The organism is Prochlorococcus sp. MIT 1341, from assembly GCF_034092415.1.
Taxonomy (GTDB): Bacteria; Cyanobacteriota; Cyanobacteriia; order PCC-6307; family Cyanobiaceae; genus AG-363-P08.
The window spans coordinates 1,682,720-1,709,642 of sequence record NZ_CP139304.1; the positions used below are offsets into that span (position 1 = coordinate 1,682,720).

At 38.9% G+C, this 26,923-nt stretch carries 30 protein-coding genes; 10 read left to right on the forward strand and 20 right to left on the reverse strand.

All coding sequences use genetic code 11. The features are described 5' to 3' along the window. Nucleotides 1-122: 122 nt before the first annotated feature. Complete coding sequence (locus SOI84_RS08550; protein WP_320674111.1) at nucleotides 123-524, forward strand: DUF393 domain-containing protein; 402 nt, start codon at nucleotides 123-125, stop codon at nucleotides 522-524. 279 nt (nucleotides 525-803) lie between these two features. After that, nucleotides 804-1,151 (forward strand): hypothetical protein, encoded by a 348-nt coding sequence (locus tag SOI84_RS08555; protein WP_320674112.1) that lies wholly within the window; start codon nucleotides 804-806, stop codon nucleotides 1,149-1,151. Nucleotides 1,152-1,493: 342 nt separating this feature from the next. Here the strand turns inward: SOI84_RS08555 and pstS are convergent, their stop codons facing one another. The 4 genes from pstS to SOI84_RS08575 form a co-directional block, all read right to left on the reverse strand. Beyond that, nucleotides 1,494-2,483 carry a phosphate ABC transporter substrate-binding protein PstS gene (pstS, locus tag SOI84_RS08560; protein ID WP_320674113.1) on the reverse strand — a complete coding sequence of 330 codons (990 nt, stop codon included), beginning with the start codon at nucleotides 2,481-2,483 and terminating at the stop codon, nucleotides 1,494-1,496. A 161-nt stretch (nucleotides 2,484-2,644) separates the two neighbouring features. Then, nucleotides 2,645-3,052, reverse strand: coding sequence for a transcriptional repressor (locus tag SOI84_RS08565; protein ID WP_320674114.1), 408 nt, complete (start codon nucleotides 3,050-3,052; stop codon nucleotides 2,645-2,647). A gap of 270 nt (nucleotides 3,053-3,322) precedes the next feature. After that, entirely contained in the window at nucleotides 3,323-3,589 is a 267-nt protein-coding gene (locus tag SOI84_RS08570; protein WP_320674115.1) for a cupin domain-containing protein, read from the reverse strand. A gap of 1 nt (nucleotide 3,590) precedes the next feature. Then, nucleotides 3,591-3,749, reverse strand: a complete 159-nt coding sequence (locus SOI84_RS08575; RefSeq protein ID WP_320674116.1) for a hypothetical protein — start codon at nucleotides 3,747-3,749, stop codon at nucleotides 3,591-3,593. An 841-nt stretch (nucleotides 3,750-4,590) separates the two neighbouring features. Here SOI84_RS08575 and SOI84_RS08580 point away from each other — a divergent pair. Beyond that, the gene (locus SOI84_RS08580; RefSeq protein ID WP_320674117.1) at nucleotides 4,591-5,112 is read left to right on the forward strand and encodes an AbrB family transcriptional regulator; all 522 of its coding nucleotides are present in this window, start codon (nucleotides 4,591-4,593) and stop codon (nucleotides 5,110-5,112) included. Nucleotides 5,113-5,208: 96 nt separating this feature from the next. Here the strand turns inward: SOI84_RS08580 and SOI84_RS08585 are convergent, their stop codons facing one another. Further along, a complete protein-coding gene (locus SOI84_RS08585) occupies nucleotides 5,209-6,087 on the reverse strand; it encodes a DUF481 domain-containing protein (protein WP_320674118.1) in 879 nt (292 codons plus the stop codon). A 426-nt stretch (nucleotides 6,088-6,513) separates the two neighbouring features. Further along, nucleotides 6,514-7,032, reverse strand: a complete 519-nt coding sequence (locus tag SOI84_RS08590; RefSeq protein WP_320675438.1) for an adenine phosphoribosyltransferase — start codon at nucleotides 7,030-7,032, stop codon at nucleotides 6,514-6,516. A gap of 71 nt (nucleotides 7,033-7,103) precedes the next feature. Between SOI84_RS08590 and SOI84_RS08595 the strand changes: the two genes are divergently transcribed. From SOI84_RS08595 to SOI84_RS08605, 3 genes are all read left to right on the forward strand, one after another. Further along, on the forward strand, nucleotides 7,104-7,298 hold the full coding sequence (locus SOI84_RS08595) for a hypothetical protein (RefSeq protein WP_320674119.1): 195 nt from the start codon (nucleotides 7,104-7,106) through the stop codon (nucleotides 7,296-7,298). 417 nt (nucleotides 7,299-7,715) lie between these two features. Beyond that, nucleotides 7,716-7,853 carry a hypothetical protein gene (locus tag SOI84_RS08600; RefSeq protein WP_320674120.1) on the forward strand — a complete coding sequence of 46 codons (138 nt, stop codon included), beginning with the start codon at nucleotides 7,716-7,718 and terminating at the stop codon, nucleotides 7,851-7,853. 434 nt (nucleotides 7,854-8,287) lie between these two features. Next, nucleotides 8,288-9,301 carry a metal ABC transporter substrate-binding protein gene (locus tag SOI84_RS08605; protein WP_320674121.1) on the forward strand — a complete coding sequence of 338 codons (1,014 nt, stop codon included), beginning with the start codon at nucleotides 8,288-8,290 and terminating at the stop codon, nucleotides 9,299-9,301. Between the two features lie 56 nt (nucleotides 9,302-9,357). Here SOI84_RS08605 and SOI84_RS08610 read toward each other — a convergent pair whose 3' ends face one another. From SOI84_RS08610 to ureE, 10 genes are all read right to left on the reverse strand, one after another. After that, complete coding sequence (locus SOI84_RS08610) at nucleotides 9,358-9,909, reverse strand: hypothetical protein (RefSeq protein ID WP_320674122.1); 552 nt, start codon at nucleotides 9,907-9,909, stop codon at nucleotides 9,358-9,360. Nucleotides 9,910-10,125: 216 nt separating this feature from the next. Continuing rightward, a complete protein-coding gene (locus tag SOI84_RS08615; protein ID WP_320674123.1) occupies nucleotides 10,126-10,296 on the reverse strand; it encodes a hypothetical protein in 171 nt (56 codons plus the stop codon). Between the two features lie 1,061 nt (nucleotides 10,297-11,357). Next, nucleotides 11,358-12,068: an urea ABC transporter ATP-binding subunit UrtE gene (gene urtE, locus SOI84_RS08620; RefSeq protein ID WP_320674124.1), complete on the reverse strand. Its 711-nt coding sequence runs from the start codon at nucleotides 12,066-12,068 to the stop codon at nucleotides 11,358-11,360. Beyond that, a complete protein-coding gene (gene urtD / locus SOI84_RS08625) occupies nucleotides 12,065-12,820 on the reverse strand; it encodes an urea ABC transporter ATP-binding protein UrtD (RefSeq protein ID WP_320674125.1) in 756 nt (251 codons plus the stop codon). Before urtD ends, urtE begins: the two co-directional genes overlap by 4 nt. Then, nucleotides 12,813-13,943, reverse strand: coding sequence for an urea ABC transporter permease subunit UrtC (gene urtC / locus SOI84_RS08630; protein WP_320674126.1), 1,131 nt, complete (start codon nucleotides 13,941-13,943; stop codon nucleotides 12,813-12,815). The genes urtD and urtC overlap by 8 nt, the downstream gene beginning before the upstream one ends. Before the next feature lie 2 nt (nucleotides 13,944-13,945). Next, entirely contained in the window at nucleotides 13,946-15,100 is a 1,155-nt protein-coding gene (locus SOI84_RS08635; RefSeq protein ID WP_320674127.1) for an ABC transporter permease subunit, read from the reverse strand. 87 nt (nucleotides 15,101-15,187) lie between these two features. After that, on the reverse strand, nucleotides 15,188-16,477 hold the full coding sequence (gene urtA, locus SOI84_RS08640; protein WP_320675440.1) for an urea ABC transporter substrate-binding protein: 1,290 nt from the start codon (nucleotides 16,475-16,477) through the stop codon (nucleotides 15,188-15,190). Between the two features lie 112 nt (nucleotides 16,478-16,589). Then, nucleotides 16,590-17,192, reverse strand: a complete 603-nt coding sequence (ureG, locus tag SOI84_RS08645) for an urease accessory protein UreG (protein WP_320674128.1) — start codon at nucleotides 17,190-17,192, stop codon at nucleotides 16,590-16,592. Continuing rightward, complete coding sequence (locus SOI84_RS08650; protein WP_320674129.1) at nucleotides 17,192-17,866, reverse strand: urease accessory protein UreF; 675 nt, start codon at nucleotides 17,864-17,866, stop codon at nucleotides 17,192-17,194. The genes ureG and SOI84_RS08650 overlap by 1 nt, the downstream gene beginning before the upstream one ends. Continuing rightward, a complete protein-coding gene (ureE, locus tag SOI84_RS08655; RefSeq protein WP_320674130.1) occupies nucleotides 17,863-18,312 on the reverse strand; it encodes an urease accessory protein UreE in 450 nt (149 codons plus the stop codon). The genes SOI84_RS08650 and ureE overlap by 4 nt, the downstream gene beginning before the upstream one ends. A gap of 96 nt (nucleotides 18,313-18,408) precedes the next feature. Here ureE and SOI84_RS08660 point away from each other — a divergent pair, with 96 nt between their 5' ends. The 4 genes from SOI84_RS08660 (at nucleotide 18,409) to ureC (ending at nucleotide 21,729) form a co-directional block, all read left to right on the forward strand. After that, entirely contained in the window at nucleotides 18,409-19,317 is a 909-nt protein-coding gene (locus tag SOI84_RS08660; RefSeq protein ID WP_320674131.1) for an urease accessory protein UreD, read from the forward strand. Between the two features lie 65 nt (nucleotides 19,318-19,382). Further along, entirely contained in the window at nucleotides 19,383-19,685 is a 303-nt protein-coding gene (locus SOI84_RS08665; RefSeq protein ID WP_320674132.1) for an urease subunit gamma, read from the forward strand. A 9-nt stretch (nucleotides 19,686-19,694) separates the two neighbouring features. Next, a complete protein-coding gene (locus SOI84_RS08670) occupies nucleotides 19,695-20,012 on the forward strand; it encodes an urease subunit beta (RefSeq protein WP_320674133.1) in 318 nt (105 codons plus the stop codon). 7 nt (nucleotides 20,013-20,019) lie between these two features. Further along, nucleotides 20,020-21,729: an urease subunit alpha gene (gene ureC, locus SOI84_RS08675; RefSeq protein WP_320674134.1), complete on the forward strand. Its 1,710-nt coding sequence runs from the start codon at nucleotides 20,020-20,022 to the stop codon at nucleotides 21,727-21,729. 70 nt (nucleotides 21,730-21,799) lie between these two features. Here the strand turns inward: ureC and SOI84_RS08680 are convergent, their stop codons facing one another. The 4 genes from SOI84_RS08680 to SOI84_RS08695 are packed head-to-tail and all read right to left on the reverse strand — an operon-like array spanning nucleotide 21,800 to nucleotide 26,764. After that, the gene (locus SOI84_RS08680) at nucleotides 21,800-22,690 is read right to left on the reverse strand and encodes an NAD(P)-dependent oxidoreductase (RefSeq protein ID WP_320674135.1); all 891 of its coding nucleotides are present in this window, start codon (nucleotides 22,688-22,690) and stop codon (nucleotides 21,800-21,802) included. After that, complete coding sequence (locus SOI84_RS08685) at nucleotides 22,687-23,235, reverse strand: 2'-5' RNA ligase family protein (RefSeq protein ID WP_320674136.1); 549 nt, start codon at nucleotides 23,233-23,235, stop codon at nucleotides 22,687-22,689. Before SOI84_RS08685 ends, SOI84_RS08680 begins: the two co-directional genes overlap by 4 nt. A gap of 50 nt (nucleotides 23,236-23,285) precedes the next feature. Continuing rightward, complete coding sequence (locus tag SOI84_RS08690) at nucleotides 23,286-24,272, reverse strand: NAD(P)-dependent oxidoreductase (RefSeq protein WP_320674137.1); 987 nt, start codon at nucleotides 24,270-24,272, stop codon at nucleotides 23,286-23,288. A 23-nt stretch (nucleotides 24,273-24,295) separates the two neighbouring features. Continuing rightward, nucleotides 24,296-26,764, reverse strand: a complete 2,469-nt coding sequence (locus tag SOI84_RS08695) for an N-acetylneuraminate synthase family protein (RefSeq protein WP_320674138.1) — start codon at nucleotides 26,762-26,764, stop codon at nucleotides 24,296-24,298. Nucleotides 26,765-26,923 lie beyond the last annotated feature (159 nt).

Here is a 26,923-nt window from a genome sequence, read left to right on the forward strand (position 1 = left end):
TGACTAGTACATCAAAATTCTTTAAAAAGATTAATTGTTATCTTGCTGAATGTTAGGTCATGTTAATCTTAGGCTAATGTGACTCACATTCACTCAGTTCAAGGGGTTTAATTAAAGTTATTGTGGCTATAACAAAGCTCACTTTCCTATTTGATGGTGGTTGTCCTTTTTGTCGAAGAGAGGTCTCATTTCTTAGATCTAGAGACAACATGAAGAGTATTGCATTCGTAGATATTAATTCTCCTTGCTATAACCCTGATTTTTATAGCGGGATTAGTTATCGAGAGGGGATGGGAAGAATTCATGCAATCACTTCTTCTGGAGAAGTTTTAAAGGGTGTGCAAGTGTTTCGTGAAGCATATCGATTGGTTGGGCTGGGTTGGGTCTACTCTCCAGCTACGTGGCCATTGTTAGGAGCTTTGCTTGATGGAATTTATAACTTTTGGGCACGTTGGAGGCTTCCTTTTTCCCTACGCCCCTCATTGGATGAACTTTGCAAGCGACGTGAGAAGATTGATCTTTAATTATTTCACTTGTAGATCTGCTCTGAGAGTTGTTTATTTGAAGTTGATTTTATCTGGCCAAGTTCGATAAAATAACAATCGTTGAATTCTATTTTAAAAGATAATTGCAAGCAGGACTCAATGCTGTAGCCCAGGAGAAGCCCCCCACCTGAATCGGAATTCTACATGGGTTACTCATCTTTGAAAAATGCCAATTTTCTGTTTATTTGTTCAATAAGTTCGTTCTGGTGGAGTGAATATCCAATTGTGGTAACAGAATGAGAACTGTACCTGCAAAGCTTGTGGGTAGAAACTCCTATGGGCTATAAATGCAATCAATTTTTGTTTTTGGTAATGCAGTCTCAAGGTGGTTTATCAGACGTTGGTTTTGTGGAACGGATAAAACAGGTTTCTGAAAACAAATGGGAAAGCCTTAGTGACCGTCAAAGGAAATATGCCAAAAAGGTATGGGGAGTAATGACCTACAAATGGCGATGGCAGATTGCAATGAATGTTCCATACCTTGCAATTTTTGCTTTGGACAGGACTGTTCCGACGGTCCATGAATTTGACATGGCTTTGTTGGCCACCATCACTTCTAAACTCCCAATACCTGCTTTCATGTCTGCATGGTTGGGACTTGGCTGAGTTTTCAGGTCGGCACAATTATCTATAGGCTTATTGATTAAGTTAAGGGTTGTTGGAAATCAAGAAAAAAAGACCCCCTTGCGTAACACGCATCGGGCCATTGTGATGGGGAACTTATTTTTTAAGAGAGATTGAGCCGGAAATCAACCCCCCAAGTAGTGTTTTTTCTTTCAGACATATAAGTTGACTCATCAAGAACGTACGTGTGCCTCCCCTTGACACTGATTATCCTCATTTCAGCGGCCGGCTGATTGGATTGGACTCATGTTGGGTCGGTATAAGAAAGCCTCTGTTTTACTAGTCAATGTGTTGCCTGGGAGGCTCCTGCATTACTTGAAAGATTCAGTTTTCAATCCTGTTGATTGCAGCTCGTGATTTCTTTAGGATTTCGCCCTGTAGAGAGACAAACCCAAGGACCGGGGCTTTACTTTGCGCAGCATCACTTAATAGATATTTTAAAGATTCCTTAATTGCCTCAGTTTTTGAGCCATTACCAGTTCTATATGCCAACACCCAAGTAAGAGTGGCTATGGGGTATGCATTTTTTGCTTTTGGATTGGGATTGTTGCCAGCGAGGTTTTGATCAAGCCTGATGCTATTTAAAGCAGCGGACCCAGTTTTTGTGCTTGGCTTCAAAAATTGTCCTGAAAGATTCTGCAACGCTGCTGCTTTAACAATTCCCTTGATATAGGACTGATTAATATACCCAATTGCACCAGGGGTATTACGAATAATTCCTGCGACTCCTGCATTGCCTTTCCCCCCAACACCAGCAGGCCAATTGACAGATTTGCCAGTGCCAAGAGTCCATTCTCTCGAGAAAGCCCTCATGGAATTGGTGAAGGCTTTAGTTGTCCCAGATCCATCTGAGCGATGGGCCCAAATAAGTTTTCCTGCTGGGCAACCCAATTCACTCCAGTCTTTGATAATTCCCATAGCAACTCTTACTGCTTGGGTTTGGGTCAATTTCAGTTCACAATCATAGTTATATCCAAATGCAATAGTTCCTCCGACCATGGGGATTTGAACTAAACCTCGAGTAACTTTCGCAATGTCTTTTGACGTCATTGGATCGTCCGATGCCCCAAAGTCAACAGTTTGGTCAATAAAAGCTTTGCGACCTGATCCTGATCCAATTGCCTGATAGTTGACCTTGGGCCCGTCAGATTTGGCTAGATCAGAAAACCAACGCGTATAGACCTTTGCAGGGAAAGTTGCTCCAGCACTGCTAAGACGAATGTTGGGATTGTTTCTTGTTGAATTACAAGAAGTAATACCAGCACTAAGGGCAAGCAGGGAAGAAAAAATTAGGACCTTCTTTGGGAAGGACATTTGCCTGAAGATAGCTGCTCTATAGATTAATCAATATGCATTGATTAGATCAAGAAACCTATTTGCTCTAATGGGGGATTAAACCTGAATACTTTGGCCTTTATTCTTTTGTAGCTTTTTTTCTCTCTTTATACTTGCAAGATGGGCAAGATTGAAGCAGTTTAGGTATTGATTTCATGTTGCTTCGAACATCTTTCACATAGACCATAGAATTCAAGTGTATGAAACAATAATTGAAATTTTTTTGTTTGATTCTTTGGCAATTGAAGGTCTTTAACTGGGCAATAACTCAAAACCTGTGTTTGACCACAATCAACACATGTCAAATGGTGTTGGTCTCTATCCAAAGGTGAATATAGAACTTCTCCTGATGGTAGGTGACGGGATCGCACCATCCCTTTTTGCTGAAGTTCATGCAGATTGCGATAAACCGTAGCCAATCCCATGTTTGTTGAGCCATCTTGCAATTTACGGTGTAATTGTTGCCCGCTCATTTCGTCTTGGCATTTTTCAAGCTCCTCTAAGATTTGGTTTTGTCGAGTAGTAACTCTTGAGCTTTTTTTGATCATTCACATGCGCCGAATCAAGACCTTTCCTATACATTAGGCCTTTTTATTGGAGTAGTGGTTATCTCCATGATCATTCTTCTTATGAAATTTTGTATTTGTAAAATTTTAATATCAATCTCTGAGGTGCCTAACCAAGATTGCTTTGCCTAAAATGATCCCTAGCATTTGTTTATAGATCATTTCAATTATATCCAGATAATTCGAGGGAGATTGATAGCTTTTAGGAGGCGGTACTGTGATTACATCAGCTTCTAAACACTTAAATAAGGCTTACTGGACTGGTGTCAAGGTAGGAATGCCTTCAGCTGAAGCAACGCTTACCCCCATCACTGCTGATTTGTTTCCGGTGTTCCCCATTGTGTGAGGAGGAGTTTTAGCACCTAAAACAAAAGAGTCACCTTCTAGAAAAGTTTCGCTCTGCCCACTGTCTTTTGTAAGTTTTAATTGTCCTTTTTCAATGTGACCAGTTAAAGGGGTTGGATGGGAGTGAAGAGGGATTTCGGCGCCTGCTTGAACTTCAACTCTATAAAGACGCATTTCAGCTTTGCCTTTTTTGGTATGAGAAGCTATCACCTTCAATTGTTTTTGTGCTGGTGAATACCTCCTGAACGTCTACAGGAGATTCAGCAGCATTAGCAACAATTGGCGCAAATGGCATTACGACAAAGGCCATAGCGATGAAAAATTTTTTAAGCATAGATTAAGGAGCATTTTTAGAGATCTTATCTGTTTTACCTTAGGTGCTAATTAAATATTCTCTTTCATTAGAATTGGCTTTTTCTAAACAGGCTTTTTGAGCGGAAACCATTTTTCTGTTTCTTTAAGGGAATGGGAAATAGCTATCTACCGTATAAGAAATCTAAAGAAGCCAGCAGTGGAACTTCGTTAATCACTGCATACGCTTGCCTGCGGATTTCTTAGAGGAGATGCAATTTCTCAAGAATATAGGTATGGGGAAAGCTATATCTGTCGATTTATTCCCTTGAGGACTGGCTGGCTGTTTTTTGATTATTCTTGGAATTACAGCTAAATAAAGAGGGTTATAAATTGATTGATAATGACTATTCAATAGCTGAATAGAAACTCGCTCATTCATTGGCAAGCTTTTTCATTTCACCTGATACACCTTGGAACGCCCATTGCATTTCCTAACCCCCCATGAGATGGGAGCATTGGACTTTGCTATTTCTTGTTCTACGCATATGTTTTGATTATCCGCCCATTGAGCCAGTGGGCGTAGGCTCATCGTTATCAAGAGAAGGCATAAAGCACATAACAACAGAGCAAATCCATTCAATAGTTTTATCCAATCAAAATTTTTGTTATTTGGAGTTTCGGTCATCAATATCTAATGGCATGAGCCAAGTTATTTCTCACCCTATTTTCACAAACCATTTTTTGCAACTTTTGTAATTAGAGTCATCTTTCGCTCCTCCCCTTGATTTCATTGGAGCTGTCAAAGGACTTAAAACTTTGTGATCATTGATAAATGACTACTAAAAACGAGAAAATGGAGTTATATCCTTAAATCGATTGAAATGCCTTCTTCAGTAGTTTTGTTGTTATACCTCCTTGCAGGTGCATCACTGGGTGGGGTAATGCTTCTTACGGGTATCCCTGCTGGCCCGCTTTTAGGAGCAATATTAGGAGCCGGATTGTTAAGTATTAGTGGTCAGCTTGAGATTGCGGCCTGGCCTTTAGGAACCAAAACAGTACTTGGGATAGGGATAGGAACAGTTATTGGGACGGGAATTAATAGAGAAACACTCGAGGAGTTGCAATTGCTTTGGAAACCAGCCTTAGTGATTACCTTTACCCTTCTGATAACTGGAATTCTAGTTGGTCTATTAATTAGTAGGTTCCTTGGGGTCGAGAAAATCGTAGCTCTCTTAGGAGCTGCCCCTGGAGGGACTATAGGGATGAGCCTGGTTGGGGCAGAGTTTGGTGTGGGTGCAGCTGTTGCGGCTCTGCATGCAGTGAGATTAATAACGGTTTTGTTTTTGATACCTGCAATAGTCAATTTCCTGGCACCAGTGGGAGGTCCTGATGCTCTTAAATAACACCTTGGACTTGCTCTAACCTCCCCTTAATTGACTTGAGGGGAGGTTAGAGCAAGTCCCATATTCTCAGTTTTATTATTAGCTAATAAAACTGCTTTAGAATTTTGTCCCAAGATTTAACTTGTAAACATGTTCTTGGCTAGGTTCTTTTATTTCATCAAATATGTTTTCATAGCTGAAAGATGTATAGAGACTTGATTTGTTTGAGGGGAAGAACCTTATAGCCGTTAAGAATTTGTTGCTTTTATAAGAATCTCTAGCAAGCTCTGCGTTAAATGTATTCTGAATTAATAATTCTATATTTTGACTGATTGATGCTTCGAAATTAGACCCAAAGGATGCTCCTGGACGAATATCACCACAGCTTGATTCTTTAGAGCAGTTTACCCCACCATTGATCCAGTCGAGAGATGGGCCAGCTGATAAGAGAAGAATTGCTTTAGAAGTTTCAATTAACTTATACGCAACACCTGCAGAGGTGCTGATATCATTAACTCCTACTTTATTTAATTCATTGTATTCATAACTAGTAGATAAATAAGAAGTCCATCGATCCTTTAATGAGCTATCAAGTCTAACTTTTGTAAAAGCTTTTTTTATTGCCGTAATGTCTTCCTTCCCTGACTTTGAAGTCTTCTTGAAATCATATCTAGTATTTAAGTTTAGTTCTTTGGCTTTCTCTTTGTATTTTGCATTTATTTCTAGAAGATATCCTAATGAATTGCTTGATGTTGTACTTGAACCATCAAGACCTACCTCTATGTTCCCGTTCCATGGGTTTGTTTTGGGAAGTAGAATATCAGAAGATTTTATTTCGATTTTACCTAGATGTTTATGCAGGATCACTTTTAGATCATTTGTACTCTCACCCTTTAGCAATTTTCCCGAGATTGAATCTCCATTTAAAAGTTGGTAGATAACCTGTTCAGCTTTAGCAGACCTTTGTAAGGTAAAAGCAAAATCTGCTAAAATCAACAAAAAGATAAATGCTTTAGCGGCCTTCAAGGATTAGTGAGCTTCTTGTCTCTCAAGATGCAATATGAGTGAGCAAAGAGCTAGGTCTAGGTCAACAAATGTATAGATGAATCTTTGCTGCAATTAGTTAATCCAATCGATCCGTAAAACTTTTAGGTAAGTCTGATTAGCCTTAAAGCATTATTCTTGAACCCCTCGTCTCAAAGCTTTGCTTCCTGAGATTTTGTGGTTGATTATATTGATGCCCCTCCACATAGAAGGGTTTGAACTGTAAAAAGCTCGAATTTATACCTCTTGCCTTTGATTAATTACCTTTATGAAATCCTACTATATTCAACGAGAGTTCTCTCTATTGTTTGCTATGGACTTTCAGAATAATTATCAAGACAGTAGAGATTTTAATTTAAATAATCAGGGTTTAGGGATTTATAATTGAATTTGTGCTCGAACAGGAAAATCGAAATTTGCCTTAGCATTCAGCTCACTTAGTTCAATTACTACCGAGAGCCCAGAGATTTTTCTGCCATTAGTTTCTAATATTTTAGAAACGCAGCTTACTGTACCACCCGTTGCCAATAGGTCATCAACAATTGCAAATTTTTTAAAAGCATCTAAAGAGTCTTTTTGAATTGATAGACAATTACTTCCGTATTCAAGGTTATAGGATTGACTAATAAGATCACCAGGCAGTTTCCCAGGTTTCCTGGCCAAAATTAATGGTTTAACTGCTTTAATTGCAATGCTAGACCCTAGCAAAAAACCTCTAGCATCTATTGCAATTATCGCATCACATTGATTGAAAATAGGGTCGGATGCCATCTGCTCGATCAGCCTAGAATATAACTTTGGCTTGGCGAAGATGGGAAGCATGTCTTTAAAAAATATCCCTTCTTTGGGGAAATTAGGGTAAGTTTTGATTTCTTTTTTGAGTTCATCAGATAACATAAACTTTCCTTTGATAAGTAAGTTAAATTCAGTAAAAAGTGAAAAATTAGCTGGCATCAAAAGATTTTATCTTGGCGGAGATCTGGCTCCCCCTTTTTCAGCGAGATAGAGATGCAAGTCATCCCAAAAGATTGCGAGGAGAGAAGATGCTGGCAAGAGGCTTTCTATGGAGAGTGAATCCAGGAAATACTGTTTTCTTCTCTATTAATAGACTCTTGGTTGTAGAAGGAGCAATGGGTGCAAGATCTTTTGATTTGATTTCTTAGAGCTAAAAGTTATTCAGCTTCACCCTTAGCCCTGGCTTTTAAGCTTACGAGCTTAAGTAGTTAGATCAAGCATTTTGATTAAAGCATGTCTCTTGGTGGTTTTTGTGTGCCCCAAAATTCTTTATGGCGTAAGGACCCTTTGCGAAGATTGGTTTTTTTGCAAAGCAACTGCCTTTTGCCCTTTTCATGAATCATCCTTGAATTAATCGATTTTGAGATTGAATGATTTCCCTTTGTGGCAAAGCATTTTTGGAGGATTGAAAAAATTCGAATATCCCGGATTGCCTGCTTTAACCAATTGCGAATGCTTTTTTCGGGATTTTCCAACAACTATCGACCTCATGCTTCATATTTGGTAGACCAGTAGTCAAATACCTGCTAAAAAGTATCAAGCACTACTTTTTAGGACTAATTCGCATGATTAATGAAAACCTTGTAGAGATCCTTCTGGCTGCAATTCTTGTCTCGTCTACTTATGACAAGGATCAAACAGTGATTAAATGGGGTGGGATCGTAATTGCTGTTGCAGCAGTTGCTTCAGCTCTATTTGGTTAGATCCATTTTTCTAAAAAAAATTAAATAACTAAAAAGGCCTCAATATTATTTGGGGCCTTTTTGCTGTGCCTCAAAAAGGCTTTGTTTAGCAAGGCTTTATGCGATCAGTCTTTACCAGGGATTCAGAAAGTTCGATTTGATCTGAATTGGCTTTCAAACACTAGTAGTGAATCTATAGCTTTTGCTGATTGCCCAAAGGAGAGTTCTTGATGTTGGGTGTCCGGTCTTCATGCGAAGTAGCCCTGTCAAGCTAAGAATTGCTTGCAGACTCCGTTGAGAAGTGTGTTTTCCTTGTTTCGATACTTTTAAATGATCTTTTTTCACCAGATTGGGCTCAATTGGCAAGGGGAAGGGCTGACTGGAAAAGGCTCCTTGTTATACAGTGAAAATGATAACCATTTCCGCTTAACTGGCTCATTCCTGCCTACAGCCCAATGCTTCCAATCAATCAACCTAAAAAAGAGAGTTTCTTTGTCTCTAGTAGAAAGTTAAAAAAGGCCCTTTTGGCAACGGCTATTTTTTTAAGTGGCTGCAACTCAGAAGTTCAAGTTGACTCAAAAAGAATTGTTGCGGTTGAACCCATAGTCTGTGACTTGGTGAATGCAATTGCCCCGCCTTCAATACCTGTTAATTGTTTGATCCAGGAACATCAAGATCCTCACAACTTTAAGATCACTCCTCAAGCAGCCCAAACTCTTAATGAGTCGACGCTAATAATTACTCTCGGCAGAGAAATGACCCCTAGTATTGCTAAATGGATCAAAAAACCTTCAACTATATTAGTTGGTGTAAGTGCAATTAAGAGGGGTGGTGTATCAGAACATCATGAAGGAAATCATGATGATCATTTACACTATGGATTAGACCCTCATATTTGGCATGATCCTTTAAATATAAGACAAATGAGTAATCTTATTGCAGATTCCATTAATAGATATTTTCTTTCATCTGATAATAGAAAATCTCAAATTTTAGAAGAAAGGCGAAAGATTGTAAATAGTGTCCTATTGGGTTTAGATCAATGGAATAGAAAACAAATTGCCACAATTCCTATTAAAAACCGGTTCCTAGCATCTAAGCATAAAGCTATGGAGTATTACGCATATAAATATGGATTTAACACTCTTGGCTTGTTAAATTACCTAGGACATTCGGGGAGCCTTCGCCCAGAAACTATTTCATCAGTTATGCGGAAGCTAAAAGAAAACAATGTACAAGCTTTATTTGCTGAACAAAACCCACCATCAAAGTTAATCAAAAGTATAAGTCGTAAAAGCTCTATTCCAATAGCATCAAAACCGATTTATGTTGATGGAATAAAGCCTGGAGGTTCTATCATAACTACAGCTATTTCCAATACATGTATAATCGTAAATTCGTTATCTGGAGCATGTAATAATCAAACAGGTCAATCACTTAAGGTTAGATGGGAATCCTTAGTCCGCTAATTAGAAAAAACTAGATATAGATATATAGAAACAGTGGATATCTAAAATTTAAATAACTATGCAAGACTTTTTGTGATTACTGCGTTAAGGAATGCTTCGTTTAAATCTTCTAAAGGACTATTTGTCCAATCATTGAGAGCAGACCTCATTGCGCAAGAGCCAAATCTATAAGCTATTGTCATCTCTAACCCAGTTAATTTATGAGTCCCTAGCAGTATTTGGAAGACTAGTTCAGGATTGCTGTGCGGGTAATTTTTGAGATGTTCAGCTAATTCTTTTAAGGCAGTTTTAGGATCAAGTCCTTTTTTCCTCATATGGTATTCAAACTCTGCCTTTGCAACTTCACCATATTCTTCTGCTCCTTCATCAGTAAAGATTCTTCCTATACTTTGACCTTGCTTGACCTCTGCCGAGTCTAAATTAAGAAAGCTTTCTATCCGCTTCAGTCTCCCTTCTAGGGGTAAATTTGACTGTTTCGCTTCTGCTATCACTAATCTTTCAGTGACAAAGGCTGTCAATGTTTTACCTTCCTTTATTGCCTCAGCTTTAAGACTTACCAATAACTCTGGATCAATATTGATATTGAGCTGAGCCTTCTCTTTTGACATTTTTACCATAATTAGCCTTGGGAATTATACTTGTTCTATCCAACATTGGAAGATAGTATTTTTACCTAGCCGATGTGAGACAGCTGGTTTGCTTGGAGTTTGAATCCTTAACCCTTTTACCAGAAGAAAGAATTATCATGGGAGATGATTTCTGGCTTTTGCTACTTACTGCAAGTCATTTTTGAATTCTTTTTGAAAAGTCTTCCTAGCTGTTGGTTAGTCAGCATATCCATCGTCATCATCCGAGTTAATAATTTTAGGATCATTAGCAGTTTGTTCATACCATGGATGAATGAATGATTCTGGGTCAGAGTAGACCTCACTCTTCAATTCATTTAGCAGGGATTCAAGGTTTTGAATAATTCTTTTTAGATTTTCTTTTTTCATTATCTTTGAGCGTATAAGCAGAGTCTAGTGCGGATCAAGATTTTGAGTACCAAAAACCCCATTTTTAATATTGATTTGGAAGAGTTAGGTTTAACTTGCTGTTCAGATTGAGCTAATATAGCTGCTATTTTTTGAGAGAATAGTCTGAGAACAGTTTTTATTTCTCCTTTACTAGTCGTTAGTATGTGAGCTTGACTTTTCTCTAAAGGAAAAGTCGATTTAAGAATAGGTTTATTGAATATCTTGAGTTTGTGAGAAATGAGCTCTATTCGTTAGGCCTAATTACCTGTTCTCCAATGGCTTCTTCTGGGGGCGCTTTTGCTAGATATGGGCTTGTAAATACCAGTTCAACCTGAGAGAAAGGCCTAGCTCTTTGATAGGAGGAAAGCTCTCCTGAAATAAAACTTTCCCGCTTGAAGGTTGAAATTCTATTAATCTTAGATTCATTCTCGTCCAGTTACTTGAAAACTGAATAGTATTATCTTGGGATTGACTTTTTGCTAATTATGAAAGAGGAAGATTTATCCAAAGACGGAAAGATTAGATTTAGAACTGTGCTGGCATATATTTATATGGCTTCCGTTGCTCTCGCAGCAGTTTTTTGGATCGCAGGAAAATTTTACGTAGGGTAAGTTTAGTTGCGGCTTTATTTTTCAAACCATTTGTACATGTAATACATAATTAGGAGAAGAACGATGACATAAGAGTAGGCTTTTAAAGCAATAAAGACTCCATAAGTAAACAAGGGAATAAGGCAAATTCTTTTGAGGGTTAACCTTTGCTGAGGCGTCATGGCCTTCCAGTTGATATCTCTCCATTGGAAAATCTTTTTCATTCAATCAAGTAGGAGTTGGTAGGTCATCATTCAGGATAATCTTTTTGTATCCTTAGTCTTGAAACTTTTATGATCCTGGCTGGATTGATTCATGAGCCTTGGTCTAGGAGGAAAACTTTTTCTAACTTTAGTTAAATCCATTTAGCTAGGTTTCAAACCATTGGTTTAATTTCTTCTATTCATCTAGCCTTCTGTCGGTTTATATGCCTAAGGCTTAAGTATATTTTTATACGCTCAAGAATTGATCAACTATTGCTTTACTTAAGTCATTTGTTTTCCCACTAGCAACTATGCCTCCTCTCTGCATTGCGTAATAACGATCTGATTGCCGAACAAAGTGTAGATGTTGCTCTACAAGTAAAACGCCTATACCCGTTTCTCTTATGATTTTTTTTATTGCCAACTCAATATCTTGAACAACACTTGGCTGGATACCTTCAGTTGGCTCATCTAATAAAAGGAGTTTTGGCTTGCCCAACAATGCTCTTGCAATAGCAAGTTGTTGTTGTTGACCTCCACTTAGATCCCCCCCCTTACGGGTTAAAAATTCTTTTAAAATAGGAAATAACTCATAAACGAAATCATCAATTTTTGCATTCCTATTAAGACCACCTCTTGCCAAAGCCTCCATCCCAAGGTGAAGGTTTTCTTCAACAGTGAGTTGCGGAATAATTTCGCGTCCTTGAGGAACATACCCCACCCCTGACTGTGCTCTTTTATGAGGAGCCTTTCTTTTAAGGTGTTCTCCATTGAATATTATTTCTCCATTCCTTGGGGTTAATAACCCTATTAGAGATTTAAGAAGAGTAGTTTTACCAACGCCATTGCGGCCTATTAAGCAAACCATTTCTCCAGAGCTGATTGTCATATCAACCCCCCTAAGAATATGACTTTCCCCGTAATAAGTGTTTAGCCCATGAATTTCTAGAAGTGTCATTCAACTTCCTCTTCTTGCTGACCTAAATAAACTTCTATTACTTTTGAATTCTTTTGAATCTCTTCCATAGGGCCTTCGCATAAAACGTGCCCCTGGTGTAGGACAGTTACTCGACTTTCGAGTCGTCGGATGAAATCCATATCGTGATCGATTACTAAAACTGTGTGATCGCCAGATAAAGATTTTAGAAGATCTGCAGTCAACTCAGATTCTTCGTCAGTAAGACCCGCTACTGGTTCGTCGACAAGTAATAGATCCGGGTCTTGGCCAACTAGCATAGCAATTTCGAGCCATTGCTTCTGACCATGAGAGAGTAAACCTGCAGCAACATTTGTCCGTGATTGTAGATTCACAATGTTGATTAGTTTATGTATTTGACCTCTTTCACGTTGGGTTAGCTTATTAATTAGAAGTTCCCAAGGTTGCTTAGGTTTACTGACTGCAATTGCAAGATTTTCATGAACAGTCAATTTTTGAAAAATACGTGGGCTTTGAAACTTCCTTCCAATGCCAAGTCTTGCAATTCTGTGTTCTCGTATCCCAAGAAGTGACTTCCCTTTAAAAATAACGTCTCCAGAAGATGGTTGAATTTTTCCAGTAATTACATCGAGAAAAGTTGTTTTTCCTGCTCCATTTGGTCCTATTACGGCTCTAAGTTCTCCTGGGTCAAGAGTAAGGTTGAGATCATTAAGAGCAAGGAAGCCTTCAAAATTTACTGAAACCTTACGCAGTTCAAGTAGTTGCTTATTCATAGGTCACCTCGTCTTTTCCTTTCCCTAGAAGACTTGGATAAGTGGTGATTGGGCGAGAAATTCCTAATCGAGTAAGAACATTTCTAGGGCCATTCCCTTGAAACCATCCTAATAATCCTTCAGGCAAGGCAGTAACCACAAAAATAAACATTCCACCCTGTATAAACATCCAGCTTGCAGGCAAGGCTTCACTTACAAGACTCTTTGCGTAATTAATAAGCACCGCTCCGAGAATAGCTCCAAGTAGTGTTCCTCGGCCTCCGACAGCAACCCAGATAACCATTTCAATTGAAAATGGAACCGTCATGAATTGAGGGGAAACTATTCCAGATTGAACAGTGTAAAGAGCTCCTGAAATGCCTGCTAATCCACCAGCAATTGAAAAGACAATTGTTTTAAAAAGAGTAGTGTTATAACCGGCAAATCGAATTCGCGGTTCATCATCTCTAATGCCTACTAAAACATTGCCAAAACGATCTGAAACAATCCAGCGAGTGAAGAACCAAGCCAATATTACTAATAAAGCTGTAACCCAGAAAAACAAACGTTGCATAGAATCAGATCCAACCATCTGCCCAAAGAGTTCTGTGACATCAGTCTTTAGACCATTAGTGCCGTTGATCAGTTTTTGTTGGCCATTGAAGAAATTAAAGAAAACTAATAAAGCTGCTTGAGTGAGGATTGAAAAATAAACACCTTTAATGCGATTACGAAAAACTAAAAAGCCAAGGATTCCAGCGACTAAAGAAGGAATTAACCAAATCGCTATGGATGTAAAAGCTGCTGATTTGAAAGGTTCCCAAAAGAGAGGTAAGTTTTTAACCCCATATAAACTAAAGAATTCTGGAATTTTGTTAGGGAGATTAAATGAACTATTTAGTTGCAAAAACATTGCAGCACAATAGCCTCCCAATGCAAAGAAGATTCCTTGTCCGAGACTAAGGAGTCCAGTAAACCCCCAAATCAGGTCGACTCCCAGTGCAACAATTGCCAGGGAAAGATAACGGCCAAGAAGGTTGAGCCGGAACACCGGTAATACAGAAGGGGCTGCAATTATTGCTGCAATAATTGCGATCCAGATAACCAAGGTAACTAAACGTCTCTTCTTAAGAGTGATTTCCATAATTAACTCTCTATCATCCTTCCCTTTTGAGGGAATAATCCTGAAGGCTTGAATTGCAGGAAGACCACGATTAAAGCAAAAACCAAAACTCTGGCCATACTTGTTGTGGCAAAGAAGTCGACTGTTGATGAAAGCGGTGCAGGCATATCAGGCCATATCGAGAGCAATCTGCCGGCACCAATTAAGTCCGTCATGATTCCTATTGCAAAGGAGGCAATAACTGTCCCAAACATGTTCCCAACACCTCCAAGGACAACAACCATGAAACACCCGACTATGTAGCTTGCTCCAACATTTGGGCCGACAGACCCGAGTAGTGAAACAGCTACTCCTGCGACGCCGGCAAGTCCTGATCCAATCCCAAAAGTAATTACATCTACTTTTTGAGTAGAGATACCAAGACACTCACTCATCGATCGATTTTGAGTGACAGCTCGTATACGCATACCCCAGGCACTTTGGTTTAAGAACCAGGTAACGGAACAAACCGCAATGATTGTGATGACAATAATTACAAGACGTGTAATTGGGAAAGTTATTCCTCCAACATCAAATCCACCACGCATCCATGCTGGTGCGGTAACATCAACGTTTCTTGCACTAGAGCGACCTAATCGACTTATAGATGTTGCTAACCAACTCGAGGAGATTAATCCAAGCACAACCGAGATCCCCCAACTGCCTGCTTTCACTATCTTGCTTCGGCTGTTAGTAAGTAGTTGGGTTGGGGTGAAGAGAGGAATAATGAAACCACTTAACAATGTAATTACAAGCCCACTTGCATATGCCAAAGGAATACTTCTGACAAACTGTTGGAGGATAAGACTTACTCCCCATGTCGCCAGCAATGTTTCTAAAGGTCTCCCATAGAGCCTTCTAATTACCGAGCGTTCTAAAAGTATTCCTACAAGAGCTGCAACTACAAAAGCAACTAGTAACGATACGATTACATATGAGTTGTAAAAAGGTTTGAGTATAGGAAGCCTGAAGACTAGTTGTGTTACGTATGTGGAATATGCACCCAGCATCATCAATTCTCCATGGGCAAGATTAATTACACCCATTAATCCAAATACAATTGCTAGGCCGAGGGCAGCTATAAGTAAAACAGAACCAATAGCTACCCCATTAAATAGACTTTCAAGAAGTAATTGCACTATTAGAAAAAGAGTCGTAAGTAATAATGGAGAAACCTTCGATTGGTTTCTCCATGCAGTTGAAAGGGGGCTCGAAAGATAGTCTATTTAAAAGCGATATCTTTCTCCTTTGCGCGCGTTAGTCCAGTCACATGCGTAACCTTTAGAGCTTGGCTCAAATTGATTCCAGGCTTGGGGTGCAATTGGCCCATTCGTTGATTCGAGAATCTTGAATTGTCCACGGGAAGTTATTTTGCCAATACGTACTGTCTGAGAAATGTGGTGATTGGGCATCACCTCAACCGGACCTTGTGGAGCATCGAATTTGATACCCACAAGAGCTTTACGAACAGCATTGTCATCGAATGTTCCTGCTTTTTCGACGGCTGCTTTCCACAAGTAGACCATGTTGTATGCAGATTCTTGTGGGTCAGCAACAACTCGGTCAGCACCCCATCTCTTTTGGAAGTTTTTGGCAAACTTTTTGGATGCAGAACTATTAATAGACATCATGTAGTTCCAGGCTCCGTAATGGCCTTCTAAGAACTCTGGACCAATAGTACTTATTTCTTCTTCAGCAATGGAGTAACTCATTACGTAGTAGCCATTCTTGGGTGTAATACCTACATCTTGAATTTGCTTAAAGAAAGCAACGTTTTGATCCCCATTCAATGTATTGATTATAACGCCGCCGTTAGGAAGGGCTTTTTTGATTTTGGCAATAATTGGAGCAACTTCTGTATTTCCCAGAGGTAAATAATCTTCCCCAACTACCTTTCCACCTAGAGACTTCACTTGTTCTTTAGTGATGGTGTTTGATGTACGTGGGAAGACGTAATCAGACCCAACCAGGAAGAAAGGCTTTCCTGCAGCAGGTGAGCGCTTAAACATGAACTCTGTTGCTGGTTCAGATTGTTGATTAGGAGTTGCGCCAGTATAAAAAATGTTGTTAGAGCATTCTTGACCCTCGTACTGAATTGGGTAGTAAAGGAATGCATCCTTTGATTCATATACAGGAAGCATCGCTTTACGACTAGCCGAAGTCCAACCTCCAAATACAACAGGCACTTTGTCCTGAGTAATCAATTTTTTCGATTTTTCGGCGAATGTTGGCCAGTCAGAGGCCCCATCTTCAACGATGTATTTTATTTCGTATTTTTTGCCGCCAACCTCTATACCCCCTGCAGCATTGATCTCTTCGATCGCCATTTTTTCTGTGTCAACCAAAGTGGATTCCGAAATTGCCATCGTTCCACTTAATGAATGAAGAATCCCAACGGTTACTTCTGCATCGCAATCAGCGCAGCCAGAAGATTGGTTTCCACTTCCACATGCAGTCACTGATGCTCCAAGAGCAAGAGAACTTAAGGCGATAAAAAAGCGCTTGGTCAAAGTCATAATTCCAAAATTTGGATGGAGAACGTTGCTCACGGTCTCGGAACGTAATAGCAACTGCAATGAATGTTTTGTATCAAATCGAACCTTTTTCAAGGCGTTCCTTCGTTGATCCTTAATTTGGTATTTGTTGCAACAAAAACTCGACTACTTGATCAAGCCCCTTTCCGGTGTGGAGATTCGTAAAGCACCAAGGGCGCTCTTTTCGCATCCTTGAGGTATCTTTATTCATTATTTCAAGGCTTGCTCCAACCATTGGAGCAAGGTCGATTTTGTTGATTACAAGTAAATCTGAGCGAGTAATTCCAGGCCCACCTTTTCTAGGAATTTTGTCCCCTGCAGCAACATCTATTACATAAATAGATATGTCAACCAGCTCAGGACTGAAGCTTGCCGCAAGATTGTCACCACCACTTTCTACAAAAACTAAGTCCAGTTTGGGAAATTGCGTTTCCAGCTCCTCAACTGCCGAGCGGTTAATTGAACAATCCTCGCGAATAGCGGTATGAGGGCAGCCACCAGTCTCAACTCCTCGGATTCGCTCAGGTTCTAGTGCCCCAGCCTTTGTAAGGTATTTTGCGTCTTCTTGTGTGTAAATGTCATTTGTCACAACAGCTAGTTGCAACTGATCCCTAAGGTATTTGCAAAGAGCTTCTACTAGGGCAGTTTTCCCTGATCCAACTGGCCCAGCTACCCCAACACGTAATTTGCTTCCCATTAACTTCTAAATAATTTGGAATATAATTCCTTATGTGATTGTTGAGCCATGATAGTTCCAATGTCTCCCGTCCAAAGATCATGGGGATTCTGATTTAATAACAGCGCAGTTTGGGAAGCTATCAAAGGAAGTAATTGATACTGCATGTGTTGAACTTTGTTAGGCCCAAACGGTAATAAGCGCAAAGTAGCACTCAGTTGATTTGCGATCCAGCTATACAAATAACCTTGAACTACGTCAACTTTAGGTAGTGAAAAGCTTAATCCTGCCCAGGACCAAGCTATTGGCCAAGCTAAATTCTTTTTTTTGTTTGGCAATGGATGATTTAGATCCGCAAGTAGTTGCAATAATGATGTTCCCATTTGCTTTTGTTGCAAACGAACCTCTTTAGAGTCTCGCAAGGCTAAGAGCCAAGAATTCCATTCATAAATTTGTTTTTCTGTTTGGGATGTTTGTACTTTTTTCCAGTTGTCCAAACAATCCATCATTGGTGAGATTGAAGCGGCTTCAATACGGAGCTGGCCTCTAAGTAATTCGCTTTCTAACCAATTAAAGACTTCTGATTCGGTTAGTAATTTTTTTTCTTGTGCCATGAACTCAATACCTTCTGAATAGCTAAAGGCACCAACAGGTAAGGCAGGGGAAACAAGTTGAAAAATTGCAGGTGAAGTCATTTATGAGGATCTGAATAGGCCCCAGATTCCGGTTGAAAAGGTCGGCTCACATTTTTTAAAATAAGCCCTCTTTTCTTGAGCATTAATTCAAGAACAGGGTCTTTTAAGAAAAAAAGCTGTTGATCTTGAATTTCAAGATCAACATGACGATTACCTAAATGATATGAAGCTTTGGCTAACTCTAAAGAAGAGCTTGATTCTACTTGAATTAACTCTTCAATGGCTGCTTTTACTTCTATTAAGGGAAATTTTTTATCACTAGTAAGGATCTCTCCTGGGCGTAGAGGACCTTCCCTTGGCAATTGAAGTAAGACATTAATGCCGCAGGTAGTCTTTCTTAGCCCCCTTAGCTTGGTTCGTTGTTCTGCAGATAGAGGAAGGAATAGAAGCTTTTCATCCTTAACTTTTTCAATTCTTTGCGTAAGAAGGATTGGTTGGTTTGCCACCTCTAAGAAAACTCGCTTTGTTTTAACTAATCAAGCTTAGAAAGAAGCCGATTTCTACTAAATTGGTTAAATGAATCAATTTTGAATTATCTTGAGATGAGCCAAGAAGATACGGCTTGGCATGGGATGTGTGATTTGAACTTCCTAAATAGAGACGACTCTAAAAGTTCAGACCCTTACACTATTCATCAGGGAACCTATAAGGCTCCTTTCAAATTATTACGAGCCTCACAGAAGGCAGATGGCAGGTGTGAATTACCAATTTTGCATACTGCTGGAGGGTTGGTTGGTGGCGATCAGTTGACGTTGAAGGTGGTAGCCAATCGTAGAACTCGTTCTCTTTTGACGAATGTCGCGGCACAAAAGGTGTATGGAAGTGTTGGCCGGTTAAAAGATCACCCTGAAGGTAAATGGGCTACTCAAAATTGTTACTTTTTTCTTGATGAAGATTCAGACCTTGAGTGGATGCCTCAAGAAGTCATTGTTTTTGCTAATGGTCTTTTTGAACAACGCATGCATGTTGAACTTTCCCCATCAGCAAGCTTTTTAGGTGTTGAAGTGGTTCGATTGGGGAGAACTTCTTTGGGGGAAACACTGGATTCAGGATGTTGGCGTTCTGGTCTGGAGATATCACGTCATTTTGGGCAAGAGAAGAGATGGGAATTTATTGATCGCTTAGAACTAAGCGGAGATGCTTTGACTGCAAAGCATGGCATGGATAGCCAGCCTGTCCTGGGATCGCTGGTTTGGGCTGCACCGACATCTCTCACTCAAGAGAAGATAGATCAGCTTTTAGAGGTATGTCGTAAAAAAGGAGATGTGCGAGAAGGAGCAATGAGCTTGAGTTCAATTAATCATGGCATTTCCGCTAGATATCTTGGCCGGTCCACACAAGAAGCAAGATTCTCGTTCTTTCGAATCTGGATGCATATTAGAAAGTTTCGGTCTTTACATTCTCCGGAGTCTTTACGGGTTTGGCCTATGCAGGAGGATCCTTCTTTTTAAATTATGTCTGGTTTAGATGGTTTTAATCAAACTAATTGCAAGAATGGGATTGGATAGGTTTTTGAATGCACTTAAGCCCTCAAGAAAAAGACAAACTACTGGTTGTTACGGCTGCTCTGCTTGCGGAACGAAGGATGACTCGTGGTCTGAAATTAAACCACCCGGAAGCTGTTGCTTGGCTTAGCTTTCAAGTGCTTGAGGGGGCTCGGGATGGCAAAAGTGTCTCAGAGTTAATGGCCGAAGGGACTACGTGGCTAAAGCGTGAGCAAGTGATGGAAGGAGTCCCAGAGCTGATTGATGATGTTCAGATTGAGGCCGTATTTCCAGATGGGACGAAACTTGTAACTCTCCATGATCCAATTCGCTGAAAATTAAAAATGTCCCATTTAATTCCTGGTGAGTTGTTTCCCGAAAAGGGAGAAATAGAACTAAATCTTGGGAGACCGGTCACAACTCTTTCTGTCTCAAACAAGGGTGATCGACCAGTACAAATTGGATCGCATTTTCATTTCTATGAAGCAAATCAAGCTCTTGATTTTGAACGAGAGCTGGCTCTTGGTAAACGACTCGATATCCCAGCAGGGACAGCAATTCGTTTTGAACCAGGAGATAGACGTGAGGTAAAACTTGTCCCTTTTGGGGGAAAGCGTATTGTTTTTGGTTTTAACGGTTTGATAAATGGTCCTTTGGATTGATTGAACTATGCCTTATAAAATTTCTCGACGTGCATATGCTGAGACTTATGGTCCAACCAAAGGGGATCGACTGAGATTAGCCGACACAGATCTAATCCTTGAGGTTGAAGAGGATTACACCCACTATGGGGATGAAGTTAAGTTTGGCGGGGGAAAAGTTATTAGAGATGGCATGGGGCAATCTCAACAAACTAGAGATAATGAAGTAGTCGATACAGTAATAACTAATGCCTTGATTTTGGATTGGTGGGGAATTGTTAAAGCCGATGTAGGAATTAAAGATGGGAAAATTGTTGGCCTCGGGAAGGCTGGTAATCCAGACGTCCAGGAAGGAGTTTCAATTGTTATTGGTCCAAGTACTGAGGCGATTGCAGGAGAAGGTTATATTTTGACGGCAGGGGGTGTTGATAGTCATATCCATTTTATTTGCCCACAACAGATAGAGACTGCTCTTTCGAGTGGTATTACAACAATGATTGGAGGAGGTACCGGACCTGCCACAGGAACAAATGCCACCACGTGCACGCCTGGCTTGTTTCATATTCAGCGAATGCTCCAAGCGGCTGAAGGTTTACCGGTAAACCTTGGTTTTTTTGGAAAAGGAAATGCAAGCAGTCACCCTGCAATAGAAGAGCAAGTTTTGGCAGGTGCTTGTGGTTTGAAGCTCCATGAGGATTGGGGTACTACACCTGCATCAATTGATTGCTGTTTACAAGTTGCTGACCAAATGGATGTTCAGGTTTGTATCCACACTGACACTCTTAATGAGGCAGGATTTGTTGAAGATACTATTAAGGCTATTAATGGCAGAACTATTCATACATTTCATACTGAAGGTGCAGGTGGTGGCCATGCTCCAGACATCATAAAAATTTGTGGAGAAGCTAATGTGCTTCCAAGTAGTACAAATCCCACAAGACCATACACCATTAATACTCTTGAAGAGCATTTAGATATGCTCATGGTTTGTCATCACTTGGATCCTAAGATTCAAGAGGATGTTGCCTTCGCTGAATCACGTATAAGGAGAGAAACGATTGCTGCTGAAGATATCCTCCATGATGTAGGAGCTTTTTCAATTATTGCAAGTGACTCTCAAGCAATGGGAAGGGTAGGAGAAGTAATTAGTAGAACTTTTCAGACAGCTCATAAAATGAAGGTTCAACGCGGACCTCTTCCAGAGGACATAGAACGTAATGACAACAATCGTTTAAAACGTTACATCGCGAAAGTGACAATTAACCCAGCAATTGCTCATGGAATGAGCAATCATATTGGCTCAATAGAAGTAGGTAAGCTAGCAGATATAGTGCTTTGGAAACCAGGTTTCTTTGGGATAAAACCAGAACTGGTTTTAAAGGGAGGGAGCATAGTTTGGGCACAGATGGGTGATGCCAATGCCTCAATTCCAACACCGCAACCTGTTCATGGAAGACCAATGTTTGCTTCCTTCGGAGCTGCTATTGCTCCCAGCTGCATTACATTTATAAGCAAAGTTGCCATGGATGCGGGAGTGCCGCAAAAACTTGGGTTGAGAAGGCATTGTTTGCCAGTTGAAAACACTAGGGAAATTTCTAAGAAAAATATGCGCTGCAATGATGCGCTGCCTTCTTTAAAAGTTGACCCGCAAACCTATCAAGTATTTGCTGATGGGGAATTACTTACTTGTGAGCCGGCAGCAGTCCTACCTCTTGCTCAACGATATTTATTACTTTGATAATAGTATCTTTCAAAAAGTCTTTAGAACAAGAAATAAACTGGTGAAATATTTTCTTTTGGATGCTTAGTTAAGTTTTTGTAATTGATTTTTTTAGAACAGAAATATCCTTATCTTGGTGGCCTTCTTTTATTAGGGTTTCTTCTAATTCTTTTACTTTTGATGTTATTGGAAGATTTAAACCTAATTCTTCTGCTGTTCTTAATGCAATGGATAAATCTTTGTGGTGTAACTTTAATTTAAAGCCTAATGGATAATCATCTTTGAGCATTGATTGGGAACGATGCGAGAGTGCCCAAGAGCTAGCAGCCCCTTTTTGAAGCGCCTTGATGACTATATCCATTGGCAGTTTTAATTCTTGTCCTAAGGCAATTGCTTCTGCAACTGCCACATAACTTCCAGCAACGAGGATCTGGTTAATAGCTTTTACCTCTTGACCTTTGCCAACCTGTCCAAAAGGGTAGACAGAACTTGCTATGGCTTTAAAAATTGAACCTACATCCTTGAATGATTCATTTTCAGCGCCTAGGAAAATAGTTAGGCTACCTGCTTTAGCCCCTTCTGTTCCTCCCGTTACTGGAGCATCAATATAGGAAATCTCTTTAGGGGCAAGTTTGGCTGCAAATAATCTCGCCTTTTCAGGACTGATTGTGGAAAAATCAATTACAACTTGTCCTGGCCTAAGGCTACTTTCAGCCCCTTCAGGACCAAACAAAACTTCCTCTACTGCATCCTCATCACTCACACAAATCAGAAAAAAATCACCTCCTTCAGCTGCACTTTTTGGTGAAGAACAACGCTTTGCTCCATCTAATTCTTGACTTCTTTCTGCTGTTCGACTCCTTGTATGAACCTTTAAAGGAAAACCGGCTCGAAGTAGGTTTGCTGCTATTGGCAGGCCTATCGCCCCTAGGCCAACAAAGCCTAAGCAGGGCTTTGTATTTAGATTTTTCAAAGTCATTTCAAGCTTTGAGCTTTCTCTATATTATGAAGGCCTAAGGGATAGCTCCTTGATATTTTTGCAAGGCATGTGATTTCATCAAAATCAACAATAGAAATTTTATTTACTGTTAGAGAACATATTAATTTTGGTAGAGAAGGAATGAGGCCCACTTTACTTTTAGCTTCATGGTACCCATAGACTAAACTTATATGCGGCGAGAAGATTTTAGTTGAATCTAAATGATTAATTCTCAAGATTTCTTCTCTAAAGGAATCTAATTTATTTGACCTGGCTAAGGAAATAAAAAATGATTCAAAGAATTTTTTTTTATGTTCATATTTAATGGCATCTACCTTAAAGGGTGATTGGTTGCTGCAGAATTTATGTATTTTTTGGAGTGCAGATTGTTCTAACTTAACGAAAGGACCTGCTAGGGTTATATGTATTGGAAAAGATACGCTTCTTAGTTTGGTTTTTACTTTATCTTGAATCTCTTCCAGGTGTTTTTGATCTAGTTCGCTGAATTGAGCCCAAACCCAAAAAGCTTTGGTTATTCTTTCCATGGTTTTTATTTATATTAGAATTTTGAAGAAAGATTTCTGGGATTCTTTATTTAGCATCTGTTGTAGGTTTCGTCCATTTGTTTTAATGATTGCAGTTCAGTACAAGAAGCTTCATAAGAAAGTCCCCCTAAACCATCGCATTCTGCATAAAACCATTTCGGAGACTGGCAATTATCAACGACAAGTGCACCCTCTTCTCCTATAAATCCGCCTGAGCATAATATTTTATTGTCGAAATCGTTTTGGCCAAAATTTGAGTAACTGGAAGTTGCCAATGTACCTATGATGTAACTAATCAACTCTTTACCAATATCAACTCGTTGTAGGTCTATATATTTGTTGGCTTTTATTTTTTTCAGAGCCCCAGATTTTAGAAGTGAGTGACCAATTAGAAATATTTTAAAATTCTTATGAATTAAAGGTAGAAAGTCAGATATATCTTCTGATATATCACTACAGGAAATGATCACTCCTTGAGTATTTATAAAAGTATGCTCAATATGACGTACTAAATCTGGCGATACAATCGTATGTGCTGGCTTAGTAAGAATTATGGAATTTACAACTGCAATAGCCTTATTAATATCTCGATTAAAGCATTTTATTTTAACGCCAGATTCCGTAAGGGCCTTTATGAGTTTTGATCCAATATTACCCGTACCGATTAAACCTAACTTTAAACCGGAAATATCCATATACTGCCTAGTTAGTTCTTTCCAGGTTGCACTTACTGTTAGATCATTTAACTTTATAGGATAGAGAGCCAACTTATCTTGAAGGCCCGTTTCATTTATAGACAATCTAATACTTTTGAAGAGATTATTTAGTTGGTCAGCCTTATTTGTAATGTTAAGAGGTTGCTTCTTTTCTAGATCTACAAATAAATGAGAGCTCGTTTCCGAGACTAACCTTACAAAATCAGCGTAATCAATTTTTTCTGAGCAAAGGAGCGAAACAATTTGATAATCTCCAATCTCTCGAACAGCTGTTGTTTTTATTCGATCTTCAAAAATCCTCCCTACAGAATTTGATAACACAATGATTCTCTCCATATTTATAATTAATCCAGGATTTCTATATCATCTATGCTAACAGGCTGATTCTTACTTACAACCTTTTTTATCCTTAGTGCGCACCTCGGTAAAATGGCATGGAAATCACTATATCCCTCAGGTGGTGCAAGTGCAATTAGGTCGTCAGTGTGAATCAGATCACCAACTTTTAGATTGTGTGGGAACCTAAGAGATTTTTTTTGCATTGCAAATGTTATTTGCTCACTTGGGTGAATAACCTTTCTTTTTTTAGAAGTTGATTTTGAGACTAGATGTAATTGCTTAGAAAGCTCTAATGTTTCTTTCGGTCCAATTGACATTTTATTGTCCGGACCTGGCAGATGTTTGTTAGTTGTAAAGTGTCTTTCTATATAGGCTGCGCCTGCAGCCGTAGCTAAAAGACTTGTTAAAATACCTTCAGTATGGTCAGAATAGCCTATACAACAATCTGTAATTTCTCTAAGATAACTAATCTCTCCTAAATCTATATCTTCAAGCCTGGCTGGATAAGAGCTTCTACAACTCATTAGCATGACTTCTGTTTGTTTTGAATACCTTGATATTGATCTTTTGACTTCTTCTATATCACTCATTCCTGTTGAAATGATTACCGTTTCGAAACCCAGCGAATTAATTGCCTTGTGCAGCTTAAGGTTATTGCAATCCATTGAAGCAATTTTAACTATTTTTTGACCAATGCTTCTTATGTAAGAAGCAGATTTAATATCAAAAACTGTAAAAAATACTGGCAAGTTAATTTCTTTACCATGGTCAATCAAATCTAAACATGAATTTTCATTTAATCTTGCTCTTTCAAAAATATCATTTAGAGACATTTCAGTTCCATCTGCTGTTTCATGTAAGTATTCAGTTAGTGAGTTTTTTTCAACTCTCGCATCTTTTTGATAGTACTGGAATTTTGCAAAGTCAGCTCCTGACTCCTTCGCTGCTTCCATCATTGCCTTTGCAAGGCTTATATCCCCATTGTGATTGATACCAATTTCTGCAATTAACGGAACTCTAGAACCTGAGATATGATGAAGGCTTGATAAAGTAATGTACTCAGAGTTAGAATCCTTTGATTCATTCTGCTTGGTTGGTGATAAATGAACTAATGAATTACTTTTTTTACTGATTGAAGTTATTAACGGAACACTATAAATGTTTTCTTTTGTTATTTTTTTGAGCAAGCTATTAATTAAACCTTTACTCTTTCTAAAAATTATTTGCATATCTGAATAATGAAACTCTCCACCCGTACCAATCACATGTAAGTTTTCAAAATAGGCAACTCGAGAATTGTATTTTGCTAAATTTGCTCTAAACTTAGTATCTTGAATTGGATAAACACATCTTTCAATATTCTCAGTACTAAATTCAGAGATATAGCCTGTAGAGTTAAAATCTTTCTGTCTAGATAGCCAGTCAAGAATCTCATCGAAGCTCTCTTCTGAAGAAGGTATATTTCCTTTGCTTGCAAATGTGTTCTCTACACATAAAAAGGCAAAACCCTCTGGGCCAAGGTGTTTTGAAAAAGTAGTTGGTTCAGTGATCCGATTAAATGAAAGGCTTTTATCACTACAATATACCCAATTAAAATCTTTTGGTAGGATTCGATTATTCTTAAAGAATAGATATCTTGATCTAACACCTCTAAATTCTAAGTCTAATTCTTGACCTATAAATCGAGCTAGTGTTGTTGCTGGGATTGTTGAGACAACAATATCTCCAGGTGAAATTTCTATTTTTTCCTCTTTGTTGAAAACTAAAGACCTTATTTTATCTTCAGAATAATTGACCTTGCTAAGCTTTTTATTCATTTTTAATTTAAAATCCTCAGATTTTCTGAGGATTTCAACTATTCTATGATAAAAACAACCGGTACCAAGCTTCCCAACCTTTACGAAAGGTTTTGTATAAAATGGTCCGCTACTCTCTCTTAATTCTATTCTTTGAGGCGCCCAATCTGCTAACATTTTATCAGTTTTAATACCCCAAACCTTTTGGGGATAATCTGTAAAGAATAGTTTGCTTAAAGTCTTTCCTACTTTTCCTTCCATAAACTCTTTGAAACTAGATGAGGATCTAGATTTATCTTTTTCTTTTATAGATTTGTATTCTTCTAATATCTGATTCAAAATACTTTTAGGTAGATTATTTCTAAGCGTTTCAAATGATATGGGATAGTCGAAAAGTTTATTTGGGTATTCTTTTATGATATTACAAGAAGTGTAATTACCAGGTATTAATAGATCATCTCCTATGCTCCCCCAGTCCTTTGCGATTTCTTTATCTGATGTATGAAAGATATGTGGGCCTGTATCTAGTATGAAACCTTTATGCTCCCATGATCTGGCCATCCCACCTATTTTGTCGGTCATTTCATAGATAGTGATTTCTTTTATGCCAGAAATTTGTGCATAATATGCTAATGATATTCCTGCTGGACCAGCACCAATAATATGAATAGCTCCCATAGAAATTACTTAATGTGAATTAATGGTCAAATTACTAAGAAGAAGCTTCGTCATGCTGTGTCATAACCACGCATTTATCATTAGACAATACTCGGCTTAACTCTACATGAGCTATTAATGTTACTAATTTAAAAAAAAATATAATTCTAATTTCACAAA